The sequence below is a fragment of the Oceanobacillus aidingensis genome (assembly GCF_042654105.1).
Lineage (GTDB): Bacteria > Bacillota > Bacilli > Bacillales > Amphibacillaceae > Oceanobacillus > Oceanobacillus oncorhynchi.
Genome location: NZ_JBHSFT010000014.1, coordinates 215,080 through 233,459, shown reverse-complemented (window position 1 = coordinate 233,459; position 18,380 = coordinate 215,080). Strand labels below are relative to the sequence as shown.

Here is an 18,380-nt window from a genome sequence, read left to right as displayed (position 1 = left end):
TTAGAATATTTGGTTGTCACCAGGCCTTTAAATGAAAACCTTCGTTACACTTATGCAGTAAGAAAGTTTATACTTTCTCAACTGTAAGAAAAACCAAGAATACCACTTGGTCTTTAAAACATCGGTGTTCTTGCCAAAGAGATGTCCGCTACGGAAGTCGCTTTCCGCGGGCAACGTTCAGCCTCCTTTAAAGAAGAATTGCCAATCGCTAAGTCTTCTTTAAAGGAGGCTGAGCGCAAGCCCATGGAAAGCGAAGTGTTTTTCTGGGGTTGCGATTACTCACCCCACCATAACCCGTTGGAGCGACTATTTTCAGCATTTTTTTATATACTTTCCTATTCTTCAAAAAAGCTCCTGGATAAATAAATCGAGCAGAAATACAGGAGCTCTATCTATTAATGTTTAAAATGACGAACAGCTGTAGTCACCATCGCAAGCCCATATTGATTACATACATCAATCGAATCTTGATCGCGTTTGGAACCGCCCGGCTGAATAATCGCTGTGACACCGGCTTTAGCTGCTGCTTCTACGGTATCTGGCATCGGGAAGAAGGCATCTGATGCAAGCACAGCTCCTTTCGCTTTATCTCCAGCCTGTTTAATGGCAATCTCTGCTGCTCCAATCCGGTTCATCTGACCGGCGCCCACACCAATGGTCTGTGCATCCTTTGCAAGTACGATTGCATTTGATTTCACATGTTTCACAGCTTTCCAAGCGAATAGTAAATCAGCTATTTCTGCTTCAGTCGGCTGCTTTTCCGTTACCACTTCTAAGTCCTCGTTCGTCACTTCTTTGACATCTAAATCCTGGATAAGAACTCCACCATCAACGGTGGTCATCCGTTTTTGGTCAGCCTGCTGATTCGAAACATCCAATTCTAAGAGACGGATATTTTTCTTCTCTGTTAGTAAAGCAAGTGCATCCGCCTCAAAAGAAGGTGCAACGATGATTTCTAAGAAGATCGAAGAAAGCTGCTCTGCTGTCTGTACATCAACCGGACGATTGCAGGCTACAATCCCTCCAAAAATAGATATAGGATCCGCTTCATACGTACGTCCAAACGCTTCTGCCAATGTTGCCCCAATACCGATGCCGCATGGATTCATATGCTTGACCGCTACTGCAGCAGGTTCACTATAGTCCCGCAAAATTTCTAATGCTGCGTTGGTATCCTGGATATTATTATAGGAAAGCTCCTTGCCATGCAGCTGGTTGGCAGTTGCCAAGGTTGCTTCATGTTGAATAGGCGCTTTGTAAAAAGCTGCCTGCTGATGCGGGTTCTCTCCATAACGTAAATCCTGCACCTTTTCATAAGTTACGGTATATGTTTCTGGAAATACTTCTTCTGTCTGTGTTTGGAAATAAGCTGCAATCATCGCGTCATAATGCGCAGTATGACGGAATACTTTCGCTGCTAATTGCTGACGAAAAGCATAGTTATCCTCTTCCGTTTCCAGAGCTGCTAAAACAGATGGATAGTCAGACGGGTCGGCAACAACGAAGACATCTGCAAAGTTTTTCGCTGCAGAGCGAAGCATGGAGGGTCCGCCAATATCAATGTTTTCAATAATTTCATCATGGCTTACCCCTGATTTTTGAACTGTTTCTTTAAACGGATAAAGGTTCACTGCTACAAGATCGATTGGAGCAATATGATGCTCCTCCATTTGCGCACGATGATCTTCATTGGTTCGTTTTCCTAAAAGCCCGCCATGAATCATCGGATGCAATGTTTTTACTCTGCCATCAAGCATTTCCGGAAAATTTGTTACTTCCTCTACCGGAATCGCCTGGACGCCAGACTCCTTCAATAAACGGATGGTTCCGCCGGTTGATAAGATTTCAAACCCTTTTGCTTCGAGTCCTTTTGCAAATTCTGCGACCCCTGTTTTATCAGATACACTAATAAGCGCACGTTTTTTCATTATAATTCCTCCGTTACATTCTGCATAAGTTGATTGATTACATTTGGATATAAGCGATGCTCCACGGCTTGGATTCTCGTTTTCAGCTGCTCTTCCGTTTCTTCAGGCAGCCTTTCTATTTCTTCCTGTGCAATGATTGGACCGGTGTCCATGCCCTCATCTACATAGTGAATCGTTACTCCTGTCTTGGAAACGCCGGCTCTATAGGCTTGGCCAATCGCGTCTTTCCCAGGGAAGTCCGGTAAAAGGGAGGGGTGTATATTAACAATCCTGCCTTCATATTGTGAAAGTAAGGTCTCCCCGATAAGCCGCATATAGCCTGCTAAGAAAATCCATTCGACTTCTAAATCCTGAAGTTTTTCAGCAATCACTTTTTCATATTCCTGCTTGGAAGCATACCTTTTTGGCTCTAACACAAGCGTCTCGACGCCATAACCTTGAGCCTTTTTAATAACCGCTGCTCCCGGCTTATCACAAACAAGCAGTACGATCGAGCTTGCAATTTTTTTATCCTGCATCATGGCATCAAAATTACTTCCTGTACCTGATGCAAATACACTGAACCGCTGTTTCATGAAGAAATCTGCACCCCTTCACCTGCAATGACCTCTCCGATAACTGCTGCTTCGACCTTGTTCTCCTGCAATAGATCACAGACTTTCTGCGCTTCTTCATTGGATACAGCTAAGACCATGCCAATGCCCATATTGAAAATACGATACATCTCACGTGCATCGATTTCTCCTCGTTTTTGCAGGAACGGAAAAATCTCCGGAACATTCCAGGCTCCTGCCTGCACTGCTGCTCCAAGACCTTCTGGCAGCATCCGAGGAATATTTTCATCAAACCCGCCGCCGGTAATGTGTGCAATTCCTTTAATATGTACCTCTTCTTTTATAGCTTTAACCGCTTTTGCATAAATCTTCGTCGGTTCCATCACGGCTTCACTTAGAGGTTTTGATAATCCATCAGGAGTTTCTTCAAAATCCAGACCTTCAATCAGCTTACGGACAAGCGAGTAGCCATTGGAATGAATTCCGCTCGAAGCGAAGCCAATCAGCGTATCTCCCTCTGCAATGGTTTTTCCTGTAATAATCTCTGCTTTCTCGACGATACCTACCACAAAACCAGCTAAATCATATTCATCTGCATCATACATCCCCGGCATCTCTGCTGTCTCACCGCCGATTAATGCAGCGCCGGCCTCCTGGCACCCTTCGGCAACACCAGAGACAATCGCTTCAATCCTCGCCGGGTCATTTTCTCCGCATGCAATATAATCTAAAAAGAAAAGCGGATCGCCCCCCTGAGCAACAATATCATTGACACACATCGCTACTAAATCAATCCCTACCGTATCATGCTTATCCAGTTCGATTGCTAGCTTTAATTTGGTGCCGACGCCATCTGTCCCGGAAAGCAGGACAGGCTCTTGATAGGATAAGGAGGATAAATCAAATGCTCCTGCAAAGGAACCTAAAGAGCCCAGCACCTCTTTACGATGTGTTTTTTGAATATGTTTTTTCATTCGCTCTACTGCTTCGTAGCCTTTTTCAACATCTACACCTGCTTGTTTATAAACATCTGACATCTTTTCGCCCTCCAACATGGTTTTGATTCTAGTGTGTGTTTCAAATGGAATATCCTCTTCTAGCAGTTTGATATGTCCATTTCCTTCTCATCTGCCGGAGCAACTGGATACAAGCCTGTCATACAAGCCATGCAGACACCTTGATTGATCGTTTTATCTTTGACGATGGCGTTCTCTAAGCCTTCTTCAGACAGATAAGCGATACTGTCTGCCCCAATGATTTCTCCAATTTCTTCAATGCTGTTGTTTGCTCCAATCAATTCTTCCTTCGTAGACATATCGATTCCATAATAACAAGGGTCTGTTATCGCCGGAGAAGCAATCCGTACATGCACTTCCTTTGCACCAGCATCTTTTAACATTTTTACAATTCGTCTGCTTGTTGTTCCCCGAACAATCGAATCATCAATCATAATGACACGTTTTCCCTCTACGATTCCGCGGACTGGAGAAAGCTTCATCTTTACACCAAGCTCTCTCAGCTCCTGGGAGGGCTGAATAAATGTTCTTCCAACATAACGATTTTTGATAATCCCCATTTCATAAGGCAGCTTGCTTTCCTCTGCGTAGCCAATGGCAGCTGAAATACTGGAATCCGGTACTCCTATCACTAAATCTGCATCAACCGGCGCTTCCTTAGCCAGCTCTTTTCCCATCCGTTTCCGGGATGCATGGACATTGACATAATTTAAATCACTATCCGGTCTGGAAAGATAGACATATTCCATCGCACACATTTGTCTCTTGCCACGCGGAGCAAACCGGAAGGAAGTAAGACCGTCTTGGTTAATTTTTATTAATTCACCCGGCAATACCTCCCGCTCAAAGGTTGCACCGATTTGATCGAAAGCACATGTTTCCGAAGCAACGACATACGCTTCTCCTATTCTTCCAATAGAAAGTGGTCTGATTCCAGCCGGGTCCAGCGCAGCATATAAAGTATCATCCTCTAAAATAAGATAGGCGTAAGCTCCTTTGACACGGTTGAGCGCTTCCGAGATGGTTGCTTCCGTGACCTCTCCGCTTCGTTTCATTAAATGAGCTAACACTTCTGTATCTGAGGTCGTTTGAAAAATGCTTCCCTCTTTTTCAAGCTCCTCACGCAATGCGGTAGCATTCATTAAATTTCCATTATGTGCTAAAGCCATCCCGCTGGTAAGTGACTGGAAAAGAAGGGGCTGTACATTTTCCAGCCCTTTTCCGCCCTGGGTAGCATACCTTACATGCCCTAAAGCAATTTTTCCGTTTAAATCATCAAATTTTACTTGCTTAAAAACATCATTAACCAGTCCAAGCTGTTTATAGCCTGTTAATTCCTTATCTTTGCTGACAACAATTCCGGCACCTTCCTGCCCGCGATGCTGCATCGAATGCAGACCGTAATAGGTTAATTCTGCTGCTTTCTCATGTCCCCAAATTCCGAATACGCCGCATTCCTCGTTTATGCCTTTGATTTCAGCAAGCATGGAATAGCCCCTTTCCAAAGTGCTTTTAACGCTGCTGCATCTTCCTGTAGAATCATCTCGTTATTTGCCGTAACCGTTAGTTGATTATCTGCTGTTACCTGACCAAGTCTGGCTGCATCCGCAAATACATCTTCAAAAGCGGCCTGGTGCTCCGGCTTTACGGTAACAAGAAAACGTGATTGGGTTTCACTGAATAACGCAACCGTTGCATCTCCTGTAAGTGTCACTTCTGCACCCAGCGCTTCACTGGAGAATAATGATTCCGCTAATGCAACTCCTAACCCGCCCTCTGCAAGGTCATGCGCAGATTGGATTTTACCCTGCCTGATTAAAGAGAGCATTTTTTCCTGACGTTCCGCTTCGATCGTTAAATCCAGATGCGGTGCTTTTCCTTCGTATTTTCCATCCTGGATAAATTGCAATTCACTGCCGCCAAATTCATTTTTCGTTTCCCCGATAAGATAAATATTGTCGCCCGCTTTTTGGAAAAAGCTTGGCGTAATATGCGCCGTAGATTCATGCAAGCCAACCATGCCGACAACCGGTGTCGGATAAATCGATTTCCCTTTGGACTGATTATATAAGGAAACATTTCCACTGATAACCGGCGTTTGTAATGCTTTACAAGCCGCACTCATTCCATCCACGCTTTTTTCCATTTGCCAGAAGATTTCCGGGTTTGTCGGATTACCGAAATTCAATCCATCTGTAAGACCTAATGGCTTCGCTCCGGAGCAGACAATATTGCGGGCTGCTTCTGCAACAGCAATCTTCCCGCCTTCTTCCGGATCTAAATAAATATAGCGGGAATTACAGTCGGTTGTGATGGCCAAGGCTTTATCCGTACCTTTGATACGAACGACTGCTGCGTCAGAACCAGGTGTAACAACCGTATTGGTCTGCACCATGGAATCGTATTGGTCATAGACCCACTCTTTACTTGCAATCGTCGGACGCTGCAGTAATTGTTTCAACGTTTCTCCATGATGATTCACAGCTGGTGTTTGGACATCGATTTGCTGAAAAGCTTGATAATAAGCAGCTTCCTTCGATGGCATATGATAGACTGGTGCATCATCCGCCAAAGAATCCACTGGAATATCGGCTACAACCTCATCGTGATGCTTGATACGGAAGACTTTTTCCTCGATAACCTTTCCGACTGGAACAGATTTCAAACCGTACTTTTCAAAAATAGCTATGATTTCTTGTTCCCGGCCAGCTTTCACACAAAGCAGCATTCTTTCCTGTGACTCAGACAGCATCATTTCATAAGCGGTCATATTTTGCTCGCGCTGCGGCACAAGATCTAAGTTCATTTCCAGCCCGGTACCTGCTTTACTCGCCATTTCACTGGCAGAAGAGGTTAAGCCGGCTGCTCCCATATCCTGCATGCCGACAAGGGCGTCAGAATGAATGACCTCCATACATGCTTCAATCAGCAATTTTTCCATAAATGGATCGCCGACTTGTACAGCAGGCCGGTCCTTGTTGGAATCCTCTGCTAAATCATCTGATGCAAAGGTCGCGCCATGAATGCCGTCTCTTCCTGTTGGCGGTCCTGCATACAAAATCGTATTGCCGATTCCCGCAGCAATTCCCTTTTGTACTTCATCATGATTGATCAGTCCCACACACATGGCATTGACAAGCGGATTATCTTCATAGCTGTCATCAAATTGTACCTCTCCGCCGACGGTTGGAACACCAACACAGTTTCCATATCCAGCAATCCCGGCAACAACTTCAGAAAATAGATACTTGGTACGATTCGTTGTTAACGGACCAAAGCGCAAAGAGTTCATTAACGCAATCGGGCGTGCTCCCATGGAGAATACATCACGGATAATGCCGCCGACGCCTGTTGCTGCTCCCTGATACGGCTCAACAGCGGAGGGATGATTATGACTTTCCACCTTGAAAACAACTGCCTGCTCATCGCCAATATCAATGACTCCTGCACCTTCTCCAGGTCCCTGCAAAACATTCGGGCCCTCTGTCGGGAACTTTCTTAAGAGAGGCTTTGATGTTTTATAGCTGCAATGCTCTGACCACATAACAGAAAAGATGCCTGTCTCCGTAAAATTTGGACGACGGCCAAGGATCGTTTTGATTTTCTCAAACTCTTCATCACTTAAACCCATATCCTGATACAATCTATCTTGTTCAATTTTCTCTGAATCCATATTATGCGTTAACTGCATTGCTGCTCCTCCAATTCGCGATCATAGATTGAAATAGCCTTAAGCCGTCTTCACTTCCTAATAAAGCTTCCACTGCCCGTTCCGGATGCGGCATCATACCCAGCACATTACCTGCTTTATTGCGAATACCGGCAATATCCTCGACAGAGCCATTTGGATTGTTTTTATAGGTGAATACGATTTGGTTATTTTCCTTTAATTCCTGTAACGTTTCCTCATCACAGAAATAGTTGCCTTCTCCATGGGCAATCGGAAAACGGACGACCTCGTTTTTATCATACAACGTTGTAAAAACCGTTTCATTATCCTCCACAACCAATTCCTCCTGATGACACATAAATGAAAGATTTTTATTGCGCATTAATGCTCCCGGCAGGAGGCCTGCTTCCGTCAATACCTGAAATCCATTGCAAATTCCCAGTACAGGCTTGCCTTTTTCCGCATGCTCTCGAATCTTGTTCATAATATCCGATGTAGATGCCATCGAACCAGACCGTAAATAATCTCCATAAGAAAAACCGCCCGGAATCAGAATGCCATCCACATCACCTAACAAATGCGTATCTGTATACCAGACAAGGCTGGCTTCAGCACCTGCAACCTCTCCGGCTGCATGATACATGTCCCTGTCACAGTTGGAACCTGGAAAAACAATCACAGCTACCTTCACAATTATCGTGCCTCCTCTAGCTCAATCCGATAATCTTCAATAACCGGATTCGCCAATAATTGCTCACACATCTGCGTTACTCTTCCCTCTAATCCAGGCCCATCCTCTACTTGAAGTTCAATATATTTTCCGACACGAACATCTTCCACCTCTGGATAATCCAAAGAATGAAGCGATGTTTGAATTGCCTTTCCCTGCGGGTCTAACACACCTTGTTTTAATGTAATATATACCTGTACTTTTCTCATAGCTGCGCCTCCAAACGATTTAATATTTCTTCATATACAGTAATCAAATCTCCTGTTCCTTGACGAAAAACATCTTTATCTAATTTTTCATTGGTTTCGATATCCCATAATCTGCACGTATCCGGGGACACCTCATCAGAGAGCAGAATATTACCTTCCTTGTTTCTGCCGAATTCCAATTTAAAATCGACCAGACGGACACCGATAGCAGCAAAAATTTCTGTTAAAGCCGTGTTCACTTTTCTTGCCTTCTCTTTGATACCAGCTAATTCTTCCGCTTTAATATCTGTTAGATAAAGCGCATGCTCATCATTAATCAACGGGTCTCCTAAACGATCATCCTTATAAAACAGTTCTGCCAGCGCAGGCTCAAAAGGCGTTTTCTCCTCGATGCCGAGACGCTTGGTAATACTTCCTGTCGCAATATTCCGAATTACCACTTCTAGCGGAATAATATCTGTTTTCTGAACTATTTGGGTAGTGGAATCCAGCCGCTCGATAAAATGCGACGGAATTCCTTTGTTATCTAATGCTTGGAACAGGAGGGAAGAGATCTCATTGTTGAGTCTCCCCTTCCCGGTAAACTGAGCTTTCTTCTCTCCATTAAAAGCTGTTGCATCATTCTTATACGAGAGAATCAAGTGATTTTCATCCGTGTCTGATTGATAAACCTTCTTTGCTTTTCCTTCATACAAAAGCTCGAGTTCCATATGGGAATTCCTCCTAGGCAAGTCCAATTTTTGTAAAGATTTGATCGACGTTCTTTAAATGGTAGGTATAGTCAAAGCAGCCATCGATTTCTTCCTGGGTTAATTTACTTGTAATCCGCTCATCCTGCTCTACCAATTCCTTAAAGGAAGTCGCTGTTTCCCAGGCTTCCATTGCTTTTGGCTGTACGATATCATAAGCTTCCTCACGCGCCAATCCTTTATCGATCAGCGTTAACAATACACGTTGTGAGAAAATAACCCCGTGAGTACGGTCAATGTTGCGCTTCATATTTTCAGGGAATACTGTTAAATTCTCTACAATATTTCCGAAGCGGTGCAGCATATAGTCGAGTGCAATCGTCGCATCCGGCAAAATGACACGCTCTGCAGAGGAGTGCGAGATATCACGTTCATGCCACAAAGCCACATTTTCATAAGACGTAACCATATAACCGCGGATAACGCGTGCCATCCCTGTCATATTTTCAGAGCCAATCGGGTTACGTTTATGCGGCATCGCAGAAGACCCTTTTTGGCCTTTTGCAAAGCGTTCCTCTACTTCTCTTGTTTCTGTTTTTTGCAGGCCGCGGATCTCCGTTGCAAACTTTTCAATCGATGTAGCAATTAATGCCAGTGTAGATAAATAAGCTGCATGACGGTCACGCTGTAAGGTTTGTGTGGATACCGGTGCCGGCGATGTTCCCAGCTTTTCGCAGACATATTGCTCTACAAACGGATCAATATTGGCATAGGTCCCAACCGCTCCAGACATCTTTCCAAACTCTACATTACTTGCAGCAAGCTCAAAACGCTCGACATTACGCTTCATTTCTTCATACCATAAGGCCATTTTCAAGCCAAAGGTCGTCGGCTCTGCATGCACACCATGGGTCCGCCCCATCATCACCGTATGTTTATGTTCTTTCGCTTTTTCTTCTAAAATACGGACAAAGCGATTCAATCCATTTCTTAAAATGTCATTTGCCTGTTTCAATATATAAGAAAGAGCTGTATCCACCACATCGGTTGAAGTCAAACCATAATGGACCCATTTTCTTTCCTCGCCTAATGTTTCCGATACAGCGCGGGTGAATGCAACCACATCATGGCGTGTTTCCTGCTCGATTTCGTAGATACGGTTGATATCAAAGGAAGCATTCTTACGTAGTTTGTTAACATCCTCTTTCGGAATAAATCCAAGCTCGCTCCATGCTTCACAAGCCAAAATTTCCACTTCCAGCCATGCTTTGAATTTATTTTCCTCCGTCCAGATATTGCCCATTTCTTCTCTTGTATAACGTTCGATCATTGGTTTGCTGCCTCCTCAAAAATATCTAATTGTTTCCGTAAAGCTTCTGTTGTTTCTGCTGTAAATGTGATGTGTCCCATTTTACGTTTTTCTTTCGGTTCTTCTTTTCCATACAGATGAAGAAAACCAAAATCATGATTCGCAGTAAATTCGATAGCTTCCGGAAGGGATTCTCCTAAGATATTGATCATCGCGGTCGGCTGATGCAAGCTGACTGGAATAAGCGGCAGTCCGCAAATTGCCCGGATATGCTGCGTAAATTGCGATACATTACATCCTTCGATTGTATAATGTCCGGAATTATGCGGTCTTGGTGCCATTTCATTCATATAAATCGTACCCTCGCCGACAAACATCTCAATCGCAAAAGTCCCGACAATCTCCATGCGTTCCGCAATTTTCGCTGTCATCGCATACGCTTTTTCTTCAAGAACCGCCTCTATCTCTGCCGGCACCGTTGTTTTGTACAGAATATGGTCACGGTGTTCGTTCTCAGCGATAGGGAAGAAGGTGATATATCCTTGCTGCGACCTTGTAAAGACAACCGAAATTTCCTTATCAAAAGGAACCCATCGCTCTATTATACAATAGCCATGCTCTTGGAAAAACGCTAATGCTTCCTTTTTATCTTCTTCTGTTGTGAGTTTCAGCTGTCCTTTTCCATCATACCCTCCCCGGCAGGTTTTAATGACTGCCGGAAGCGGAATAATGGATAGCGCTTCTTTACAAGCTTCCTCTGTTTTCACGATGCGAAATGCCGGCACGGAAAGCTCTAACTCATCCATCAGCAGCTTCTCTTTTTCCCGGTTCTGTGTAACCTCTAATGCCAACGCACCCTGCGGAAGCTTTCCTGCGTTCTGGATAAGCTCTGCAGCATCTAAATCGACATTTTCAAATTCATATGTAATCACATCGGTTTTTTCAATCAATTCTTTTACAGCTGTAATTTCTGCATAGTCTGCTACAATCTGCTCATCGGCAACCTGCGCAGTCGGGCAGTTCGGTGTCGGGTCTAAAACAACAATGCGGTACCCCATGTATCTGGCAGCAATCGCCATCATTCTGCCAAGCTGACCGCCGCCAATAATTCCAATTGTCTGAGGTGGCAAGATTTGTTTAATAGGTTGCAAGCTGATCCCTCATTTCCTGAACAGCGTCTTTCATTCCTGTACGGTATGCTTCTAATGCCTTTTCTGCCTCTTTATCAAACGTACTGATAATCTGCGTTGCTAAAATAGCGGCGTTTTTTGCCCCCGCTTTGCCAATGGCAACTGTTGCAGTCGGGACGCCGCCGGGCATTTGAACAATCGATAAGAGTGAATCGACTCCTTGCAGGGCTTTGCTTTCAACAGGGACGCCAATAACCGGCAGCGTTGTCTGTGAAGCAACCATTCCTGGCAGATGTGCTGCCCCGCCTGCACCGGCAATAATAACCTTCAGCCCTTTTTCCCGCGCGCCTTGAGCGTAGGTAAACATATCACCTGGCGTACGGTGGGCGGAAATAACTTCTTTTTCATAGCTGATATTTAGCGTTTCAAGTTCTTTGCAGGTATGCTGCATGGTTTCCCAATCGGATATACTTCCCATAATGACACCAACTTGAGCCATCAAATCCCTCTTTCTTAATTTTTATTGTTTTTACGGATTTTAAAAGATAGTTTTTAAGATAATGTTCGGATTTTGGTTGAAATAATGAAATATTGAGTTATAATTTCCCGCTGCAGAAATACACTACGCTTTCCCGCAGGAGTCTCCGTGAATTTCTTCTGCTAGCTATGCTTTTACATCTCAAACTCCCTAAAACTTCTGAAAAACAAACTAAAATATGCTCTTAAAAACCTTACTGCATCAATAAAATATAAACCATTAAAAAAGTCCATTCACCTTCCATAAGGGAAGATGAATAGACTTAGGTTAAAAGTTGTTCAAAGCGTAGTTAACTGGACTTTTGAACACCCTTATTATAAGCATCATTCAACATCCGCTGTTTTTTAAACAACGGCTCATCCTCCCTCATAGTCCGGTCATTTACGGTGCCGGGTAGAAACTTTTGAGCCATATTCTCAAGTATATATGAGGCATTTTTCAATTGTTGGCTTTAGCATACCAAAAAAAAATGAAAAATGCAAGATAATGTCGAACAATTTTAGCTTTACATGAAATTAATGTTCGGTTTTTGAAGATTGTTCTTTTGACTGGCTTTCATTTTGTGTCTGTTCTTTATTTTTATTATTATTCTCTTTACGCATTAATTTTCCTTTACGAACCTGCTTTACCCAGAATCCGCCGTGAATTCGTTTTGGTTCATAAGAAATAATAAATGCTTTCGGATCAATTTCGTGAATGGTTTCATATAATCTCAATTCATACTTTCTCGGTGTTAAAATTTGAACGGAAAGTCTGTCTCCATCCATTCCATAGGAGGACCAGCTTGTTACGCCATATCCCTTTTCACGAAGACGCTGTGTGAAATTTAAATCTGGATTAGCAGAGACGACATTTACGGTAATGTAGCCGAGGGCAAGCTTTTCTTCAATTTTGGAACCAATGATTAACCCTGTTGCGAAACCTACTGCATAAGCAATCACATTTTGAAATTGGTTGAGATTATCTAATACGAGCATCAGCCCAACAACATACATAACCATTTCAAATATACTCACAAATGCGGCAATATAGGTTCTTCCCTTTAGTGTTAAAATCATACGAACCGTCATAATTGATACGTATAGCACATTCACTATAAATATAATGGCCACCATAATAAGCGCATTCTCTAACATATTGATTCCCCCTCTTTACCTCATATTAAGTGAAAATTTATTCAGTGAAGGTTGAGTATATCCCTCCCTAAATAAGGAACAAAGATTACGATCACAGCTTTCTGGTCGTCATCTCTTTGTGAATTACAGCCAGTTACACTGTGGTAGAATATCCTTACAAACAGAAGAAAATACATTCAAATAAATTACAGACCTTGTGAATATTTCCCTTTATTTCCTAAAATAAAACACATTGATTTTAAGTGAAACAGGGTTACTTTAATTTACCATAATTATAAATCATTACGCTACAGATTTTTGATAAAATAAAACTTTGATCAACGGGAATTTTATGAGCGCTTCTCCGTGATAAAAGTTCTTACTCATATTATGATATTTTATAAATACGTAGACCAAGTTCATCCTTTCTTTCAAAAGTTTCTTTTTGTATATTTGGAAGTAGCTTATCCCACAATCTCCATACAAGGGAAGTGTGTTATTTTGTTAAAAAATATAGCGTATCTGGAATTCGGAAACGAAAAACAGAAAAGAGCGTATAACGTGATTCATCAATTAAATATAATGAAAGATTTAAAATCATACTCTCCAATATTATGCGGAACTATACCGCTGGGAATCGACACAGCAAGCTCTGATTTAGATATGATTATGGAAGTGCACCACCTGCAGGACTTTGCAAAGATTATACATAATTATTATGGCTCTTACTCAGGGTTCCGGTTAAAGAATAAAACAATCCGGGGAAAACCCATCGTAAAAGCAAATTTCACTTATCAGGAATTTGAATTTGAACTATTTGGTCAACCCCAGCCTGTCGCAGAGCAGTATGCTTATCTGCATATGATTATTGAAAAATACCTGCTGGATGAACATCCATTGTGGAAAAGTACGATTTTTGCGTTAAAAGAAGAAGGGCTTAAAACGGAGCAGGCATTTTGCGCTATGCTTGGGTTAACTGGAGATCCTTATGAAGCCTTAATAGATTACGGGCGTAAAAGACAGATAATCTGAAGTATTTTGATTTCCCCTTCTCAATAAGCATGAAAAAAAGGAGATTTCCCTCCTTTTTTTCATTACATAGCTATTCTTTTACGCACTAATCTTGTAAGACCAAAAGTAACTGCCAATGATGTTACAGCAATAATGAATGGGGAAGCAGCACTTGCTTTTATAAGTGCCGTCTCCGAAGATAAAGCACCTGCCTGCTGCCAGGCCGCACTGATATCAGGAGTATAAAGCAGCGTCCATATCATCCCTGCAGCAACTTGAAGTACTAAAAAAGAAACACAGAAAACCCCTGCAAAAACCAGATATTTTTTCATGAATATTTTCCTCCCTTTATCTGCCTTACGATTTAACAAGGCTTAAAGATTCAAATTTTCATTAGAAATCTATCTTCCTAGAATCCTCTCAATCTCTTTCGCAATGTCTTCCTCCAAATAATTCCTAAATCTGTACAATGAAATAGTTTATCCGCACTCCATAAATTTTCACGGTCTAAATACATGACCTCATTACAAGCTGCAATTGACCACTGGGGATTGGGACGTTCTATCAGTTGTAAATCTTTCTTCGGCTGGATTTTACCTGCTTCCAGCACGCGAAAATACCATCCTGTTTTTAAGCCGTTTTCCATTTCCTTCTGCGATACGATGCCAGGCTGAGATACTTGAATCGTTGCTTCCCCTAACTGATAAATATCGCCAATAAAAACCGTATGCTCATCCATTTCCAGCACAGAGAAATTTTCTTTCTTCTCGCCTGCACGTTCTGTAAATAATTTCTTTATACCCGGTTCATTATAATGCTTCACTGGAAAAGCAAAAATACTTTTATCAAAGATAGCTTTCTTTTTTTCCGGATTCTCTTTGGCAAATCCTAATTTAGATAAATACATAATATTTATTATCTCTTTCTGTTTACTAGTAAGAATCCTATGTACAAATGGTTCTTCCATGATGTCACCTTATTTCTAAAAATACTTAAATTATGTTATATTAATTCCATTCTACAAATTATCGTGACTTTTGAAAAGCCTCAAGGAGGAAGTTAACATGACAATACAAAAAGCAACGTTTGGCGGAGGCTGCTTCTGGTGTATGGTGAAGCCCTTCGACCAATGGGACGGCGTACACCAAGTGATATCCGGTTACACAGGGGGACATATCGATAACCCTTCTTATGAGCAAGTCAAGCAGGGAAATACGGGACATTATGAAGCGGTAGAGATTACGTATGATGATTCCTTCATCGATTATCAAACAATCCTCGATCTATACTGGCCGCAAATCGACCCGACTGATCCGGACGGGCAATTTCAGGATAGAGGCGAGCAATATCGAACAGCTATCTTTTATCATAATGAAGTCCAAAAAGAATTGGCTGAAAAATCAAAGCAGCAGCTTGCTGAGAGCGGCAGGTTTGCCAAGCCGATTGTAACAGAAATCAAAGCAGCAGCACCCTTTTATCCTGCAGAAGATTACCATCAGGATTTTTATAAAAAAAGTAAAAAAGAATATGAAGAAGACCGCGCTAAATCAGGCAGGGATGAATTTATCGCTAAAAATTGGCAAGCATCATCCTGAACAAACTTATTTGGAGGAATTTCAGTGGAAAAACAACTTATTGTCACCGAAGAAATAACCATTCATGCATCCTTAGAGAAGGTTTGGGAAGTATTAACACTTCCAAAATATGTAGCACAATGGGATGAGCTGCCAGAGGACTATCCTTCTGAACCAATGACGGAAGGCAGCAAAGTAGTCTGGGACCTGCCAAATGGAGAACAGTCTATTACTACGATTATAAAAGCAGAAAAAGAAAGAGAGCTTATCATCGATTTACACGGAACTGGCTGGAAATTCAAGCCCGAACCAGGAGAGGTTGCTTACCGTTATTTATTAGAACCTGCGGGCAACCACACAAAATTAGTTATCGAAATTGGTGACTTCTCTCTTTTAGATCAAGGGAAGGATTATTATGACGCTTCCGTTGATTTTGCAAAAGAATCCTCTAACGTGATAAAAGCTTTAGCCGAAAATGAATCGAAATAGCATGGATGAAGAGACTTGATAACGAATAGGTTAGATGGTCTCTTTTTGCATGTAATCCATCAACCTACCTTTCTTTACACGCTTCAATAAACCCCTTATAAATTGACAGAGACGGGTCATTCTCAAGATGAATCATGCCTTCTGGATGCCACTGCACCCCTAAAACAAAGCGATGTATTTTACTTTCAAAGGCTTCCATCACACCATCTCCTGCCACAGCCGAAATCATAAAATCCTTCCCCAGAGAGCGGTTTGCCTGATGATGATAGCTGTTCACCTTGATTTCCGATGCCTGCACCAGCTTTTCCAATAAAGAAGCTGGAGTTATCTTGACAGCATGCGACCGGTGATGAAAATCTGCTTTTTGAGTATGCTGTATCAACTGTTTTGGATATTGCGAATCTAAATCCTGATACATGCTTCCGCCAGTAACAACATTTAAAATTTGGCATCCTCTGCAAACGCCCAATACCGGCTTATCCTTCTCTAAAAAATAAGGGATAATCTTCCTTTCCACGCGGTCTCTTTCAGGAATGATCGTACCCAGTGCAGGATTCGGCTCCTCTTGAAATAAAGAAGGATCAATATCATAGCCCCCAGGAAGATAGAGTCCGTCTAATTTATCAAGCAATGCTGCAATCTCCTGATAATCGCTGTAATACGGCAGAATAACAGGGATACCGCCGGCTTTTTCGATAGCTCTTACATTTCGCAGGTTCATTTTATATTCCATGCCGTCTATTTCCATCGATGCGGTTAACCCAATGATTGGTTTCATTTGTACATTACCTCCTTGTATATTTTATATGATTTGCATTTGGTGTATTCTATACATGCGAAGTGTATTCTGTGAATCTATTGAATACTATTTTTCTCAATGGATTAATTTCCAGTATACAACAAAGGGAGAGTGCTATCATAACGCACTCTCCCTATATATTTCAGTTTTATTTTTACGTCAAAAAGATAAAATACAATGCAAAAATAACAAACAAGACATACATAATCGGATGAATTTCTTTCGCCCGTCCTTTAACAAGCATGGTGATCGGATAGAATATGAATCCAATCGCAATCCCCGATGCGATGCTGGCCGTCACCGGCATCATCAGTACAGTAAAGAAAGCCGGTACAGCAATCTCAAATTTATCCCAAGGGATATCCTTCAAGCTGCTTGCCATTAACACACCGACAATAATTAATGCCGGAGCAGTCACTTCATTCGTTACCACACTTAATAATGGAGAGAAAAATAAAGCTAACAGGAAGAACAAGCCTGTGACAACCGCTGTAAAACCGGAACGTCCGCCTACGCTTACGCCGGATGTAGACTCTACAAAAGAAGTAGTTGTAGATGTACCGACAGCAGCCCCAACAACACTTGCAGACGCATCTGCAAAAAGTGCTTTCCCTGCTCTTGGCAGCTTATTGTCCTTCATCAATCCTGCTTTTGTTGCAACGGCAACAAGCGTCCCTGCCGTATCAAAGAAATTAACAAACAAAAACGTTAAAATAACAATCAGCATTTGCATGGTAAAAATCTGATCAAAATGAATGAATGCCTGTCCAAATGTCGGCGCTAGGCTTGGCGCACTGCTGACGATTCCGCTGAGACCAGAAGGCACGGGAATCAATCCAAAAATCATCCCAACAATCGAGCTGATAATCATCCCGTAAAAAATACCTGCTTTAACACCAACCGTAATTAAAATAACTGAAACAGCAATCCCAAAGATAGCTAATAATACCGTCGGCGAGGATAAATCACCGAGTGCAATAATGGTTGACGGATCAGCCTGAACAATTTCTGCATTCTTTAAGCCGATAAATGCAATAAACAAGCCAATCCCAGCTCCTACCGCCTGTTTTAAACTTGGCGGGATAGCATTAATAATAATTTCACGAATTCCGGTTAAGGTTAAACCAATAAATATAATTCCTGAAGCTAACACACCTGCAAGTGCTGTTTCCCAAGGGACACCAAAGCCAATTACGACGGTATACGTAAAAAATGCGTTCAGTCCCATCCCAGGCGCAAGTGCTACTGGATATTTAGCGAGAACTCCCATAACAATGGAACCAAATGCAGCCGCGATTGCTGTTGCAGCAAACACTGCTTCATGGTCCATTCCCGCTTCTCCTAAAATACTCGGATTAACAAATAAAATATAAGCCATTGCTAAAAAGGTCGTTAAACCCGCGATAAACTCTGTTCGAAAATTCGTACCCAGTTTTTCAAACTCAAAAAATTTACTCATGAACTTTTTTCCTCCATTTTTTATCGGAATTTATATTCATCCCTTAGATAGAAAAGTTCCAAAAATGCTATGTATTCAGCACGATCATGTTTTGTAAACAGTGCTTATTAAAAAAACTCTTAATCAAATTAAGAGTTTCCATAGGAACAGCAGATAATAA

19 protein-coding genes and 1 riboswitch are annotated in these 18,380 nt (G+C 42.1%); of the genes, 3 read left to right on the top strand and 16 right to left on the bottom strand.

Going from position 1 to position 18,380, the window contains the following annotated elements:
* Positions 1-395: 395 nt before the first annotated feature.
* From purH to ACFO3P_RS10605, 12 genes are all read right to left on the bottom strand, one after another.
* Entirely contained in the window at positions 396-1,928 is a 1,533-nt protein-coding gene (purH, locus tag ACFO3P_RS10660) for a bifunctional phosphoribosylaminoimidazolecarboxamide formyltransferase/IMP cyclohydrolase (protein ID WP_042533030.1), read from the bottom strand.
* Entirely contained in the window at positions 1,928-2,503 is a 576-nt protein-coding gene (gene purN / locus ACFO3P_RS10655) for a phosphoribosylglycinamide formyltransferase (RefSeq protein ID WP_042533028.1), read from the bottom strand. Before purN ends, purH begins: the two co-directional genes overlap by 1 nt.
* Positions 2,500-3,519, bottom strand: coding sequence for a phosphoribosylformylglycinamidine cyclo-ligase (gene purM, locus ACFO3P_RS10650; protein WP_042533026.1), 1,020 nt, complete (start codon positions 3,517-3,519; stop codon positions 2,500-2,502). The genes purN and purM overlap by 4 nt, the downstream gene beginning before the upstream one ends.
* Positions 3,520-3,578: 59 nt before the next feature.
* Positions 3,579-4,985: an amidophosphoribosyltransferase gene (gene purF, locus ACFO3P_RS10645; RefSeq protein ID WP_193063875.1), complete on the bottom strand. Its 1,407-nt coding sequence runs from the start codon at positions 4,983-4,985 to the stop codon at positions 3,579-3,581.
* Positions 4,961-7,189 (bottom strand): phosphoribosylformylglycinamidine synthase subunit PurL, encoded by a 2,229-nt coding sequence (purL, locus tag ACFO3P_RS10640; RefSeq protein WP_193063876.1) that lies wholly within the window; start codon positions 7,187-7,189, stop codon positions 4,961-4,963. The genes purF and purL overlap by 25 nt, the downstream gene beginning before the upstream one ends.
* Positions 7,173-7,859, bottom strand: coding sequence for a phosphoribosylformylglycinamidine synthase subunit PurQ (gene purQ / locus ACFO3P_RS10635; protein WP_193063877.1), 687 nt, complete (start codon positions 7,857-7,859; stop codon positions 7,173-7,175). The genes purL and purQ overlap by 17 nt, the downstream gene beginning before the upstream one ends.
* A 2-nt stretch (positions 7,860-7,861) precedes the next feature.
* Positions 7,862-8,107, bottom strand: coding sequence for a phosphoribosylformylglycinamidine synthase subunit PurS (purS, locus tag ACFO3P_RS10630; RefSeq protein WP_042533017.1), 246 nt, complete (start codon positions 8,105-8,107; stop codon positions 7,862-7,864).
* The gene (gene purC, locus ACFO3P_RS10625) at positions 8,104-8,817 is read right to left on the bottom strand and encodes a phosphoribosylaminoimidazolesuccinocarboxamide synthase (protein ID WP_193063878.1); all 714 of its coding nucleotides are present in this window, start codon (positions 8,815-8,817) and stop codon (positions 8,104-8,106) included. Before purC ends, purS begins: the two co-directional genes overlap by 4 nt.
* 13 nt (positions 8,818-8,830) lie before the next feature.
* On the bottom strand, positions 8,831-10,126 hold the full coding sequence (gene purB, locus ACFO3P_RS10620; RefSeq protein ID WP_042533014.1) for an adenylosuccinate lyase: 1,296 nt from the start codon (positions 10,124-10,126) through the stop codon (positions 8,831-8,833).
* A complete protein-coding gene (purK, locus tag ACFO3P_RS10615; protein ID WP_193063879.1) occupies positions 10,123-11,256 on the bottom strand; it encodes a 5-(carboxyamino)imidazole ribonucleotide synthase in 1,134 nt (377 codons plus the stop codon). Before purK ends, purB begins: the two co-directional genes overlap by 4 nt.
* Positions 11,243-11,734: a 5-(carboxyamino)imidazole ribonucleotide mutase gene (gene purE / locus ACFO3P_RS10610; protein WP_212928277.1), complete on the bottom strand. Its 492-nt coding sequence runs from the start codon at positions 11,732-11,734 to the stop codon at positions 11,243-11,245. Before purE ends, purK begins: the two co-directional genes overlap by 14 nt.
* A gap of 388 nt (positions 11,735-12,122) precedes the next feature.
* Positions 12,123-12,223: riboswitch (purine riboswitch) on the bottom strand.
* A gap of 65 nt (positions 12,224-12,288) precedes the next feature.
* A complete protein-coding gene (locus tag ACFO3P_RS10605) occupies positions 12,289-12,909 on the bottom strand; it encodes a DUF2179 domain-containing protein (protein ID WP_042533008.1) in 621 nt (206 codons plus the stop codon).
* Positions 12,910-13,389: 480 nt separating this feature from the next.
* Here ACFO3P_RS10605 and ACFO3P_RS10600 point away from each other — a divergent pair, with 480 nt between their 5' ends.
* Positions 13,390-13,920 carry a DUF4269 domain-containing protein gene (locus ACFO3P_RS10600; protein ID WP_289584854.1) on the top strand — a complete coding sequence of 177 codons (531 nt, stop codon included), beginning with the start codon at positions 13,390-13,392 and terminating at the stop codon, positions 13,918-13,920.
* A gap of 62 nt (positions 13,921-13,982) precedes the next feature.
* On the opposite strand, the gene ACFO3P_RS10595 is transcribed toward ACFO3P_RS10600, so the two are convergent.
* Both ACFO3P_RS10595 and ACFO3P_RS10590 read right to left on the bottom strand, forming a co-directional pair.
* The gene (locus tag ACFO3P_RS10595; RefSeq protein WP_256705989.1) at positions 13,983-14,231 is read right to left on the bottom strand and encodes a hypothetical protein; all 249 of its coding nucleotides are present in this window, start codon (positions 14,229-14,231) and stop codon (positions 13,983-13,985) included.
* A gap of 77 nt (positions 14,232-14,308) precedes the next feature.
* Positions 14,309-14,806: an MOSC domain-containing protein gene (locus ACFO3P_RS10590; protein WP_246528968.1), complete on the bottom strand. Its 498-nt coding sequence runs from the start codon at positions 14,804-14,806 to the stop codon at positions 14,309-14,311.
* Positions 14,807-14,963: 157 nt separating this feature from the next.
* Between ACFO3P_RS10590 and msrA the strand changes: the two genes are divergently transcribed.
* Both msrA and ACFO3P_RS10580 read left to right on the top strand, forming a co-directional pair.
* Positions 14,964-15,494, top strand: a complete 531-nt coding sequence (msrA, locus tag ACFO3P_RS10585) for a peptide-methionine (S)-S-oxide reductase MsrA (protein ID WP_042533002.1) — start codon at positions 14,964-14,966, stop codon at positions 15,492-15,494.
* A 24-nt stretch (positions 15,495-15,518) separates the two neighbouring features.
* A complete protein-coding gene (locus ACFO3P_RS10580) occupies positions 15,519-15,962 on the top strand; it encodes an SRPBCC family protein (RefSeq protein ID WP_042533000.1) in 444 nt (147 codons plus the stop codon).
* A gap of 64 nt (positions 15,963-16,026) precedes the next feature.
* On the opposite strand, the gene ACFO3P_RS10575 is transcribed toward ACFO3P_RS10580, so the two are convergent.
* Both ACFO3P_RS10575 and ACFO3P_RS10570 read right to left on the bottom strand, forming a co-directional pair.
* Entirely contained in the window at positions 16,027-16,740 is a 714-nt protein-coding gene (locus ACFO3P_RS10575; protein WP_042532998.1) for a gamma-glutamyl-gamma-aminobutyrate hydrolase family protein, read from the bottom strand.
* Positions 16,741-16,915: 175 nt separating this feature from the next.
* Positions 16,916-18,220 (bottom strand): NCS2 family permease, encoded by a 1,305-nt coding sequence (locus tag ACFO3P_RS10570; RefSeq protein ID WP_042532997.1) that lies wholly within the window; start codon positions 18,218-18,220, stop codon positions 16,916-16,918.
* Between the last annotated feature and the right edge of the window lie 160 nt (positions 18,221-18,380).

Bases quoted from the DNA above. Each gene is read 5' to 3' on its own strand.
- ACFO3P_RS10575 (WP_042532998.1), bottom strand. From the start codon at position 16,740: ATGAAACCAATCATTGGGTTAACCGCATCGATGGAAATAGACGGCATG.
- purN (WP_042533028.1), bottom strand. From the start codon at position 2,503: ATGAAACAGCGGTTCAGTGTATTTGCATCAGGTACAGGAAGTAATTTT.
- purC (WP_193063878.1), bottom strand. From the start codon at position 8,817: ATGGAACTCGAGCTTTTGTATGAAGGAAAAGCAAAGAAGGTTTATCAA.
- msrA (WP_042533002.1), top strand. From the start codon at position 14,964: ATGACAATACAAAAAGCAACGTTTGGCGGAGGCTGCTTCTGGTGTATG.
- ACFO3P_RS10570 (WP_042532997.1), bottom strand. From the start codon at position 18,220: ATGAGTAAATTTTTTGAGTTTGAAAAACTGGGTACGAATTTTCGAACA.
- purL (WP_193063876.1), bottom strand. From the start codon at position 7,189: ATGCAGTTAACGCATAATATGGATTCAGAGAAAATTGAACAAGATAGA.
- purB (WP_042533014.1), bottom strand. From the start codon at position 10,126: ATGATCGAACGTTATACAAGAGAAGAAATGGGCAATATCTGGACGGAG.
- purH (WP_042533030.1), bottom strand. From the start codon at position 1,928: ATGAAAAAACGTGCGCTTATTAGTGTATCTGATAAAACAGGGGTCGCA.
- ACFO3P_RS10595 (WP_256705989.1), bottom strand. From the start codon at position 14,231: ATGAAAAAATATCTGGTTTTTGCAGGGGTTTTCTGTGTTTCTTTTTTA.
- ACFO3P_RS10590 (WP_246528968.1), bottom strand. From the start codon at position 14,806: ATGTATTTATCTAAATTAGGATTTGCCAAAGAGAATCCGGAAAAAAAG.
- purS (WP_042533017.1), bottom strand. From the start codon at position 8,107: ATGAGAAAAGTACAGGTATATATTACATTAAAACAAGGTGTGTTAGAC.
- purE (WP_212928277.1), bottom strand. From the start codon at position 11,734: ATGGCTCAAGTTGGTGTCATTATGGGAAGTATATCCGATTGGGAAACC.
- purM (WP_042533026.1), bottom strand. From the start codon at position 3,519: ATGTCAGATGTTTATAAACAAGCAGGTGTAGATGTTGAAAAAGGCTAC.
- purF (WP_193063875.1), bottom strand. From the start codon at position 4,985: ATGCTTGCTGAAATCAAAGGCATAAACGAGGAATGCGGCGTATTCGGA.
- ACFO3P_RS10605 (WP_042533008.1), bottom strand. From the start codon at position 12,909: ATGTTAGAGAATGCGCTTATTATGGTGGCCATTATATTTATAGTGAAT.